5 protein-coding genes and 2 pseudogenes are annotated in these 11766 nt (G+C 51.5%); 1 reads left to right on the forward strand and 6 read right to left on the reverse strand.

From position 1 onward, the window contains the following. Both AC1RJW_RS29505 and AC1RJW_RS29510 read right to left on the reverse strand, forming a co-directional pair. A partial coding sequence (locus tag AC1RJW_RS29505) for a hypothetical protein (RefSeq protein WP_493048081.1) occupies positions 1–323 on the reverse strand: 323 nt, incomplete at its 3' end. Between the two features lie 25 nt (positions 324–348). Beyond that, a complete protein-coding gene (locus AC1RJW_RS29510) occupies positions 349–3789 on the reverse strand; it encodes a toxin TcdB middle/N-terminal domain-containing protein (protein WP_493048082.1) in 3441 nt (1146 codons plus the stop codon). A gap of 429 nt (positions 3790–4218) precedes the next feature. Between AC1RJW_RS29510 and AC1RJW_RS29515 the strand changes: the two are divergent. After that, positions 4219–5148, forward strand: a pseudogene (locus tag AC1RJW_RS29515) (integrase core domain-containing protein). 672 nt (positions 5149–5820) lie between these two features. Here AC1RJW_RS29515 and AC1RJW_RS29520 read toward each other — a convergent pair. The 4 genes and pseudogenes from AC1RJW_RS29520 to AC1RJW_RS29535 form a co-directional block, all read right to left on the reverse strand. Further along, a pseudogene (locus AC1RJW_RS29520) lies at positions 5821–6512 on the reverse strand (IS6 family transposase). A 211-nt stretch (positions 6513–6723) separates the two neighbouring features. Then, positions 6724–9030: a secretin GspD/PilQ domain-containing protein gene (locus tag AC1RJW_RS29525; protein ID WP_493048083.1), complete on the reverse strand. Its 2307-nt coding sequence runs from the start codon at positions 9028–9030 to the stop codon at positions 6724–6726. A gap of 105 nt (positions 9031–9135) precedes the next feature. Further along, positions 9136–9606 carry a pentapeptide repeat-containing protein gene (locus AC1RJW_RS29530; protein ID WP_493048084.1) on the reverse strand — a complete coding sequence of 157 codons (471 nt, stop codon included), beginning with the start codon at positions 9604–9606 and terminating at the stop codon, positions 9136–9138. A gap of 4 nt (positions 9607–9610) precedes the next feature. Next, positions 9611–11766 (reverse strand): RHS repeat domain-containing protein (locus AC1RJW_RS29535; protein WP_493048085.1); only part of this gene is annotated, 2156 nt, incomplete at its 5' end.

The raw sequence follows: 11766 nt of genomic DNA on the forward strand, positions 1-11766 counted from the left end.
GACACTGAGGTTTCAATGCGGTTACCCCAGGCATCATATTGATAGCTGGTTTCCAGTCTGAGCTGTGCGTTGTCGGGTTCATGGATTTCTTGCTTGAGAGAGCCATTTACATGGTATGTGAAGCTCGTGGTACGCGTCACTGTAGTGGCTGGAGCCGTAATGGCAACTACCGGCGGAGTGGCCGCCTGGATCGCCGCGCAGGGAGCGAGTGTCACGCTGGCGAACGCCAGCCGCCGCGAAAATAGTGTTATCGTAGCCAGCAGTTTGAATGAGTTTTTCTTTATATTCTCGTGCATGCTGATGTATTGCAATAGATTGATCATGATAAGGGACGCAAAAAAACTGTATTTATTCATCGAGCAGCAGCATCAGGATCGGCGTCATGTCCAAAGTGACCGATACGGCTGCAGTGGCAACGCTGGAGGCATTGTTTGCGTCTCCCGAGTACACGGCCCGCAGAGAATGAATACCTATGCTATTGAGCAATATGTTGAAGCTGGCCTTTCCGCTGGCATCGAGCGCAATCACAGCCAGTGCTACATCTCCGTCAAAAAACGTCACGTTGCCGGCCAGCGGAGCAGTGCCGTTTACTTGTACCTGTAAGACAGTTGAGCGACCGGCATTGGTCTGCGCCGGTGGAGTAAGGCCAGCGACCCAACTGACCGAACTGGCATACATGCCGGTGCCTGGAGTCGTGCCGCCATTATTGCCGCTTCCGTTTTCGCCACCCGGAGTACCAGCTTGGCCTGATGGCAGTGCTGGTCCGGTATACGCCGGCACAGTATTGGTAACCGTTGTGTCCTTGAGCTGACCAACCAGCCAGTTGCTGGTGTCAGCTGGGTAGTAGGTACTGATAGTATGCGTCGACCAGGTCTGGCCGCCAGCGCTGACGCTGGCGGTACTGTCGGTGTTATTACCCCATACGTCATAGGCCGCAGTACTGGTTTGTACCGGCAGGAGCGCACCATTGAGGTCCCATTGCTGACCGGTACTTTGACTGACAAATGGAAAATAGCTGCGGCCCCATCGGCGCGCGCAAGGTAAGCCATCGAGCGTATCGAGGCAAGCAAACTGGGTGTCGGCTTGGCTTAACAGATTGCCATGCCCGTAGCCGGCCAGGCTTGCGGTGCTTTTTAGTACCATACCCGTGTAGGGCCAGTCCTGGCGGTATTCAACAAGCTTCGTCAGGCCGGTCGACAACTGCTGCTCTTCCTTCCAGCGAAAGCTCGTCAGTTCGCTGCGGCTGCGATCTTTTTTCAGGCCGCCATAGCGATACTTGATGGTTTCACTACCGCCTACGCCATTTGACATATCAGCTGAGGCCACAACATATAGTGGCATTTGTACATTCAAATATGGGTAGCTCGCCGTAGCGTCGCGTTCATAAGTGGCACTATCGGTCAAGGGCGCATAATGAATAGTGGTCTTGGCTCCCAGTCCACTGGTCACGCCCGTCATCAAATCACCAATGCCACCGTTGACCAGATAGGGTAGGAAATAGTTGAATTCCACTGGCTGCTTCGAAAAAGGCTGCTTATATTTTTGCTGAACCAGATCCATTTTGCCGTCACCGTTAATATCCAGCACGATGAACGCGGGACTGACCGGCTGGCGAATGGCAGGTCCCTGTACTTGTTCTACCACATGCCACACCGTGGCCCATTTTTGCCCGGTATCATACATTGCCTGATTCAGCAAAAATCCCTTTCCTTGGGAAATAATCGGCTGAATGAATAACTTGGCGTCTTCCAGGGTTGAACTCTGGCCATACCAGGTCAACAACAAATCAGTTTTACCATCACCATTGATGTCGCTGGCAGTAACAAAATCAGGACGCAGCCCAATATCGCTTGCTGATCCAGCCACACCGGACGATAGTCCACTTTCCCCCGGGACAAAATTCACGCCATTAGAATAAAATGAATGAAATTTGAAATTGAATAATCGAGAATTATTTGCATCGGGCACTTGCCCTGCAAGAACAATATCTGTCAGGCCGTCACCATTTATATCCATTGGTATGATTTGCTGTACCGTGTTTTGCCGATTGTCGGCCAGAATGGTATGACTGAAGCCCGAATCCATCCATTCTCCAGGAAAAAATTCGGATCCATTGGATAGCATGGGCTGCAATAAGATATTATTCGGCATTCCACTGACCCACCAAGCGCGGACTAAATCCATCTTTCCATCGCCATTGATATCCATTGGAATCATACGGACGCGAGTAAAGTTCTTTACCTTGCGCGTATCTATTTTTTTCCAAGCCGGCGCTCCAAAAGTGGTACCGTCAAATTTCGAAATGGAAATCCATAGCTCATACGTCGTTACCCCATCATTCCAGTATTCGACAAGTTCCGCCTTGCCGTCTCCATCGATGTCCATTGCGGTGGGATGGCCATCGGTCCCAAAAAAAGTTGGATCATAAATCTTCGCGCTTGCATGCCTACCACCGTCGACACCCTGAAAGCCCGTACCGGTAGAAAAGAAAATATTCACTTGCCGCATGCCTTCTGGAGAAGTGGCGACACTGATCAGATCGGACAAGCCGTCACCATTGACGTCAGCAACCAGGAATTCAGAATATAGTCCCCCGAGAGCAATCCACGTACCGATCGTAAAATCAGACCCATTGGAATACATCGGGATCAACCAGGATTGGCCGTCTTTCTGAACATGCTGTAGCAAATCGGTCTTGCCATCGCCATTCAAGTCAATCGGCATGAGCGATTTCGAATCCATGTTGACAGTACTGTCGATATTAATTCCAGGTGAAATCCATGCACCTGCGGTTTGTGCAACGGTACCTGGTTCCTGCCAGTCGAATGTCATGGCAGGCAGACAGGTGATGCCGTCACCTTGGCATTGCCTCATGCCACTCAGGCGCGTACGTTTTGTCAGAGTGTCATCCATATATGACATCTGATAGTGATGGGTGCGTTCCTCACCATTATAGGCGTCAATATGCTTCAGGCGCGTTGTGGGCTGAACCAATGATCCTGCTTTGTAAGCAGGTACGGAGATTGGCAGCGATTCGTAAATGAACCGCACTGAATTATTCGTTACCATGCCAATATTGGCATTTCCTGTGTAATCAACACGAATCGGATAAAAATCGCCATGTGCATTATCTTCGGTATAGGAGATCGTCAGATAATTGCTGTTGATGTCCTGCTCTCGGTTGAGAGCCCAGGTACGCACCTGGATTTTTCCCTGTGCTTCAATGCGGGAATCGGCTGTATTACCGTATTCCAGTACTCGGCCGGCCTTGGTCCACACCTTGAACCAAGTTGGTCCATCCGTAGTGCCGTATGAGACAATTTTAGAAAAGACGTCGCGCTCGGTGCGGTACTCTGCACCGTTCGCACCATAGGCAAGACCATTGCTTACCATCAACCTTTGCCCATCGAGGCAAAAGCGGTCATTCGCATCGAACTGGACAGCGCCGTGCCCTGCGCCATCCTGGTCGGGCGTTTGAGCACACCTCGTAATGCTGGAGAAGCCACCGAGTGACCAGCCTTTGCCCATCAAGCCACCAGACGACTGGCTGTTGAATGACAGGGATAAGGATGGTGCCATGCCAGCCGATCCTGGCGGCACCGCGATGAGGAGGGTATAGGTTGCTGCGCCAAGATCATTAACGGCGAACTTGCCAGGCGTCTGCATGGCGGCATTGGCGCTAAAGGGAATGAGCAGCGAGAAGATGTAGCCAACTAAAAACAGGCATGCATGGATGGACGTATGTGTGGCGCGCTGGAGATTGTTAGAAATTCGTAAAATTTTAGACATTGAAAATCAAAATGAAATAGATGGAAATTTATATTCCTACGATTCTATAATTAATAATTAATTTCTACAATGAAATATTCAAACGTACTGTGTACACGAGGAGGAAGGTATGGAAAAATGACTCCTTCAAAGTGAAGGGCATTCAGCTACAAACCGCTGCCTGCACCATCATCAAAGTTTTCAATCTATGATGGGCCAATATTGAGACGGTAATCCTCCCATTTTTAGAGCGCGCTAAAAGTAGAGGTTAAAGTGTTTAGTTCGTGTGATCATACTCCTCGTCGCAGCATGGTCCTGTTCCGTGCCAGAGCTGCGCTTGACGAGTTGATCGGCGGTTTGCCACCGAGATCGTCCCACCGGTTGCAGCACATCGCATAAACTTCAGTCCATGAGCTCACGCACTCATCCCTAGCCCACACAACCCCGCCAATCCGCCAGGAAATCAAGGACTCCGACCTGTCCGACCGCGAGGCCGCCAAGGTCTTCAATATCACCCGTGCCACGGCTGCCAAATGGCTCAAGCGGAACGATGTACAAGACCGTTCGCACCGGGCCCACACGCTGCATGCCACGCTGAGCGTGACGCAGGAAGTCATCGTGCTGACACTGCGCCAGTCGCTCTAACTGCCGCTCGACGACCTGCTGTACGTTACCCGGCAATACATCAACCCCGACGTCTCGCGCTAGGGAATTGCCCATTTGCTCAAACGTGAAGGCATGGCCCGCCTGGAAGATGTCATTCCCAGGGCCGAGGAGAAACGATCTCGGCCAAGAAGACCTTCAAGGACTACGAACTCGGCTTTGTTCACGTCGACATCAAATACTTGCCGCAGATACTGGACGAGAGCGCGCGCCGCTATCTGTTCGTGGTCATTGACTGCGCCACGCGCTGGGTGTTCCTGCGCATCTACGGTGACACGGGTAACAAATGCATTGTCGACTTCCTGCGCCGGCTCAAGCTGGCCTCGCCGATCTGGATCATCAAACTGCTGACCGACAACGGTTCGCAATTCACCGACCGCTTCACAACAAAAGACAGGAAGCGCAGCGGCCAGTACGCCTTCAGTCCGCGCCGCCATGGGCATCGAACACCGCCTAGCACCGCCCCGGCATCCGCAAACGAACGGCATGGTTGAACAATTCAACGGCCGTATCAGCGAGCTGCTGCAGCAGACCCGATTCGGCAGCAGGACGGATCTGGAGGCGACCTTGCTTAACTGTTTGACGCTTTACAATCACCACACTCCACAACGGGCCATCGGTGCAAAAACACCCATCCAGGCGCTCAAAGAATGGCAGCTCAAGAAGCCGGACCTATTCGTAGAGCACGTTTGTGATCAAACGGGACTGGACATATAGCGACTTGGTGGGATATCGACTGTTTGGTAAGGCAAGGGAGTTTGGCTTTTTCTAAAAACTTTGATAAAGATATCTTAAAATAGTATAATTTACTTAGGGATTTTATATCGATGTATTTACAGATGGAATTATGAAAAGTTTTTTTTGTGCTCTATTGCTTCTCGCTGCAAGTTTACAAGCATCTGCCTGGGATGGAGTAATCAGCGGGAAAATTATACAAATTGAAGGTGTCGGGGGCGCGGGTGGTGCAGGCAATTTCGATCTCCGAGTATATCTCTCCTCACCTACCCCGCCTTGTCCAAGCACGCTACCGTCACGGCCAGCCTGGAGCTATCTTAATGCCTCTGATGCAAATTACAAGGGCCTCTTGGCCATGTTGTTAATGGCGCAAGCATCTAATAAAATGGTCACGATCCATAGCAATAGTGTGGCCGGCTATTGCCAGATTGGCTGGGTAGCTATTACGGAAGGTTAATGATGTAAAATTATTAATTCAGTGGTGAAAATATAACATCGCAGAAATTGACTTGAGGAGTCCAGTTTTGTTGCTCGTCCAAGGCGCCCTGGCAAGGGCGCGGATGGATAGACCAGTAACGAGTACACGCAATATCTTCTGGTTCTCTCGGATTGTTGATCAGAGGGTCAAGTTATCCCAGCATGGCACTTCTGCCCTCAAATTGGACGTACCTGTCCTGCCAGCGCATAACATTGATCGGCGAACGGCAACATCACTGTGTGATCCATTGCGAACTGCCCCTTGCGGATCATGTGCATGAGCTCGATGCCGGCAATTACGGAGGCGGCAGAGTGGAATGATTTGAAGTTGAGCATTGGCTTGGTCACTTCTTTGATAGTGCGGTGGTCTTGCTCCACGATATTGTTGAGGTATTTGATTTGGCGCACCAGGATCGGCACGTCGCGGCCGGCACTGACCGCCTCGATGGCTGCCTTGTTCGCGCCACTCTTGTCCATCGCGACCTTGTCCGGATCGCCGTTTGATTCTATCGCCTATTGAAAAAGCGCTTCGCGGCAGCCATGTCACGCGTCGCTGTGAGCAGGAAGTCGACGGTCTTTCCCCGCTTGTCCACGGCGCGGTAAAGCTACCTCCAGTTGTCTTTGCCTCTAATGCAGGTCTCATCCATGCGCCAGCTGCCACCGATCGGGCGCTTGTGTTTGCGGGTCATTTTCTGGATGAGCGGCAGGAAACGGACCGTCCACCGGTTAATCGACGAACGGTTGAGCGATACGCCGGGCTCTTCCATCATTTCTTCCCAATGCCGGTAGCTCAGCGGGTATGTCACATACCCACGGGTGCAAGCCCGGATCACATCGATCGGAAAACGCATCCTTTTGAAGCTGAGCATGTCGAGTCCATTATTCTGGCGTCGTAGTCTGCCTGATCGATTTCCAGCGGGTTGATAATGCGACAGAACCCGATATTCGGTAGCCTCTTTATTTTCAGTTCAGCGTTTTTAAACGGCGAAAAAAAGTGGTCAGGGAGGCTGGCGCCCACCTGACCACTTTTTCGTCATTACTATTGACGGACCTGACTGACGTCAATTACTGGATCGTCGCCTACTTGGCTTCCACGACGTGAATCATCAAAGGACTTGCCAAGGCCGGCACTATCGTCTTGTTGCTGACAGTAATCGGGGTCGACGACAATATCCTGACTTCCGATTTGGGGTTCGCCTTCACAGCCTTGAAGGTCACGATTGCGGCAATATCTTCGCCGCGCGCACCCGAAGTGCCGGAGCGCAGCACACTGGCAAAGATGCGTCCCGTGGTGGCATCCACGTTGCTTGACAAGCTGCTTTGCCCCCCATTTTGCTTGAAAAAAACGCCCTCTTCGACACTTACCACTTGCAGGGTGGAGGTGTCATAGCCCAGCTGGAGCGGGAGATTACGCAAATCACCATCGCTCTTTAACTGCACGGCCAGCTTGAATTGTTGCCCCACCTTCACCTGCTGAGGTGCCTGCAACTGCAAGCTGACCGCCATCGGTTCCACGTCCTTGCGGGGAGCATCAGCACCTTGCTGCGGAGCCTGGCTCGCCATGAGCGTACTTGCCGGTTGTACGACGCGATTGCCGGAGTCCAGAGTGGCAGACTCCACTGCCTTGCGCTCATTAGTCATTTGCATGGTTAGCGGGCGCGTACGCAAGGCTGTCTCCGTACCCGACCAGAATTCGCTCGCTGCCGCATCAGGACGGTTAATATTGCGCACCAGCCGGGGGGTAATGGACAGCACAATTTCCGTCTTGTTGCGATCATCTTTCTGGCTGGAGAATAATCGTCCAAGTACAGGAATATCGCCGATGCCTGGTACCCGGTTGGCCGCCATGCGGTCCTCGTCGTTGATCAGGCCTGCAAGCACTTGCGTTTCGCCATCCTTCAGGCGCAACACCGTCGAGGCCGAGCGCGAGCCGATCTGGTAGGCCAGCGAACCACCAGGCGTGCGTACTTCGCTGCTGATGGAGCTGACTTCCAGTCCGATCTTGATGGCCACTTCATCGCCTAGGTAAATCGTCGGCTCGACATCGAGCTTGATACCGACATCGAGGTATTGCACGCTTTCCGAAATGACGCCGGTCGCCGTGGTGGTCGACGTAGAGACGGGTACCTTGTCGCCGATCATGATCTTGGCTTTTTCGCGGTTGCGCGCGCGGATGCGCGGGTTGGCGAGGATATTGGCATCCCCAACGGCGCGCCGTAAGTTGACCGTGGTCGGACCGATGCTGGCGGTGATGCGGTCCGAGGTCAGCCCCTTCAGGTCGCTCAGCGTGGTGCCGCCAATGCTGCCGATCGGTGCCAGTACCAATTGACTCGGCCACTGTATGCCCATTTCCAGTAGGCGCGAACGCTTGATTTCCAGCACCTCCACTTCCAGCATTACTTCGGGCTCATACAAATCATGCATGGCGATCAGCTTTTCGGCCAGCCGTATTGCGTCAGGCGTATCACGCATTACCAGCAGGTTGAGCTTTTCATCGATAAAGGTATCCTTGGTTTTCAACAATGCTTTCAGCATGGCCTGCGTCTGCTTCGCATCGGCGTTGGCCAGATAAAAGCCCTTGACCACTAGTTCCTGATAATCCTTTAGCTTCTCCACGGTATTCGGATAGATCAGGATCGTGTTGCGGTTCAGTACCTTTTTTTCCAGCCGGCTCGTTTGCAGGATGAATTCGATCGCGTCTTCCAGCGTCGCCTGGCGAAGAAATATCGTAGTGCGCAAATCGGGACGCACATCCTTGTCGAGGATGAAATTGACGCCGCTGGTACGGGCCAACGCCTCGAATACCATGCGTACACTGGCGTCACGGAATTCCAGGTTGATCGGCTTGCCCTGCCCCATGCGGAACAATGGTTCGACCGTTCGTTCCTGCGTCTGTTTGCCTTCCACTTCGCGCTTGAGCGCCTGTGCTTCCGGATCGTTAGGGCTTTCAGATAGCACAGGGCGCAGCAGTCCCAGCGCGCGCTCAAAGTCGCCACGCTTGTAGGATTCCCTCGCTTCCGCGATCAGTGGCGCATGCAACCGTTCGCGCGCCAGCATCGCGATGCCTTGCAAGGCACGGCTGTTGTCTTTTTCTATTGTCAGCACCCGCTCATACCCCACGCGCGCTTCTTCAAACCGGCCGGCGCTACGTTCGGCCTCGGCGGCGGTCAATAAACGCGCCACCTGCTCCGCCCGGCGGTTCAGCAGATCCAAGCGGAACTGGGAATTGTCGGGCGCTTGCGATACGGCGCTTTCCAAACTTTTCAAGCCATCTTCTGTCTTGCCTTCGGCTAGCAGATTCAGGCCTGAACGATGTTCGCGTTCGCCGACGCAGGCTGACAAGAATAAAAAAAACAGCCCACCAAATATGTACTTCACAAAACCCATAAAGCAACGAACTTTCTTAGAATACACATAAATAAAAAATAAAATGAGTGGGAGGATTTAAAAATACGCCTCCAATCAAAATGATAACATGATAACATTAATGCACTATGTGTTGAAATTATCAGGAATAAATCCATCAGGCCAAGAGGTTGTATCATCAAAAATAATATTTTTCAGATCTGCCTCGCCAATCCTTTTGCATAAGAATTTTGCACCTCTCAAATCGGCACCATTAAAAATGGCACCGCCGACATCTGCCCCCGTAAAGTTTGCTCCATTTAAATTAGAATTTGAGAAATTGGCAAATATAGCTATCGAAAGGGAAAAGTCAGCCAGCTTTAGATTCGAATTAACAAATGAACTATTCATTAAAAGTGCGTCACAAAAAATTCCAGATTCTAGATCAGCCTGGTCAAATCTTGCATTGCGTAAATTTGCATTTTTAAAAGAAACTCTGGGCATTATAAGCCCATCAAATATTGCCCTATGAAAACTTCCATCATTGAAATTAGCTCCACTTAGAGAATCTATATCGAAGGTTTTTTCTTCATCAGTCTCAAATCTTATGGTAATCATAGTCTCACCTCCGCGGCCAATTTGTTGGGTCGATTATAAGCTGTGAAATTGGTTTAGCAGAAGAAATCTGACTCATTGATGCCGTCCCAGGCCTAACTGCGGCAGTTTGCCCAAGGACTTTAGCAGCTATGTAAGTATGATTTCCATCCACAATAATTTGCCCATCCATTTTAATCGCTGGAGCAATTTCACCAGCCAATAGTTTATCTACATACAGCTGAACCCAAGGTAAAGAAATAGCAGGCTGCAGTGTTTTTACCGGATCTCCCGCTAATGCTTTTTGTATTATCTCAGGAGTTACATCAGCCCCTTTTTTTATGATAAATAAAGATTCTTTTGCTGCAAGTGTTTTTATCCCAGCACCAACTATTTTAATAACACCAGCTGCCCCATCAATACTTCCCAAAACATTTACAGCGATTACTATTCCTGGAGTGGGTAGAGCTTCTCTTGCGCCTGGAATATATCCAAAATCCCCAGGAACTTTTTGACGAAACAGTGACTCTCTCGATCGTTCATCCAAAAATAGCCCGTTGTTTTTTGGCAGCCTCTTTGCAGTAATTTTAATAACATTTTCGGAATCTTGCCCAATAACATCAACCTGCTGCGCATTATTTCTAGAGTCACTTTGATTTTTCGCACTATCGCTGTTAATGCTAAAAGCTTCCGCAATAAAATTCCACATTCGTTGCATGACGGTATCTTCAGCCAGCCCTTCATTGCGGTGATCGTCGTCATTAAAACCGTCCAGATCCACATAAGCCAGCGGATTATTGCGTGCATAGGAATAACGATTATACGACTGCAGGTCTTCCGGATGCGGCACACCCGGATCGGCACTCATAAAACGCGCTACCAGCGGATCATAGACCCGGCCATTCATATGCACCAGGCCAAGCGTATCGAGATGCGCATGGTTGGTAAAGCCACGCTTGGTGTTCACGCCAGCCAAGGTATCCTGCTGATCCTGGTTACCCGCAGCGAAGCGACGCTTGCCCGAGGCTTCGTAGGCGAAGCGTTCAATCACCGTGCCGGCATCGTCACTGACGGCCACCACCGAGCCCAGATAGTCGCGATGGAAATACTGCGTCGTACTCTGCCCGCCGACGGTTTTTACCACCGCGACCACCACATCATTGGCGCTGATAAACTGGCGGTGCTCTACCTCGCCATTGCTTTTGATATCCTTTTCATACAGCAGGTTGCCGCTGCCATTCACATAGACGGTAGTCAAGCCCGGCGCGATTTCCTTGATACGCTGGTGCCGCGGGCCATACACAAAGGTCATGCTGGCTGACGGCGTGGCAATTGTCAGCGGCATATTAAAACTGGTGTACGATACCGTCCGCCCTTTTGCCGCAATAGTGCCGCCTGCCGCTGATGTCTGCAATTCGGTAACCAGATTGCCAGCCACATCATAAGTATAATAACGCTTGCCACCAGACTCCAGCGTAATGGATGAGACGGCATGCGGCTTGTTGCTTGTCTCCAGGTAGACATAGCTGCCAACACCCGAACGCTGCTTGATATTGCCGATGCCGTCATAATCGTAGCTTTGTGTCACCAGGCCGGCGGCGCCCGAGTTGACCGTGGCCGTTGTCAGGCGGTTCAAGCCATCATACAGAAAGCTTTCCGACAGATTCTGATTGCTGTCGCTGCGCGATTGCAGGTTGCCGATCTTGTCGAAATCGTAGAGCAGGTTCTGCACGCCCTTGCCTGCGCCGGCATACTGTTCCTTGATGGCGCCATTGGCCTCGTTATACACCGCATTGCTGACAATCTGATTGCCGTACAGCTGCTCACGCAAGCGCCCCTCGGCGTCCATATCTTTCGCACGCCAATACAAGGCGCCAGTGGCCTTGTTGCGTATTTCCTTCAGGAAAATATGGCCCTGGTATTCATATTCAAGCGTCAGTCCGGTAGGGTAAGTCATCGTGGCTACCCTGCCGCTACTGTCGAATGTGGTGCTGCCGGTATACGTTGCATCAATGGTAGTAGTGCTGCTATTCATACGACCATACGTGTCATAGCCTGGCACGCTCTGATAGCCGTTGTCGGCAGAAACCCGACATAACTTCGCAACGCCTTTGGCGCAGTTATCGTAATCCCAGCGCGAAACCATATCCGCTTCCGTGCGTACGCGCAGGCGGTTCAGCACAT

The sequence above is a fragment of the Janthinobacterium sp. GW822-FHT07A03 genome, from assembly GCF_058798815.1.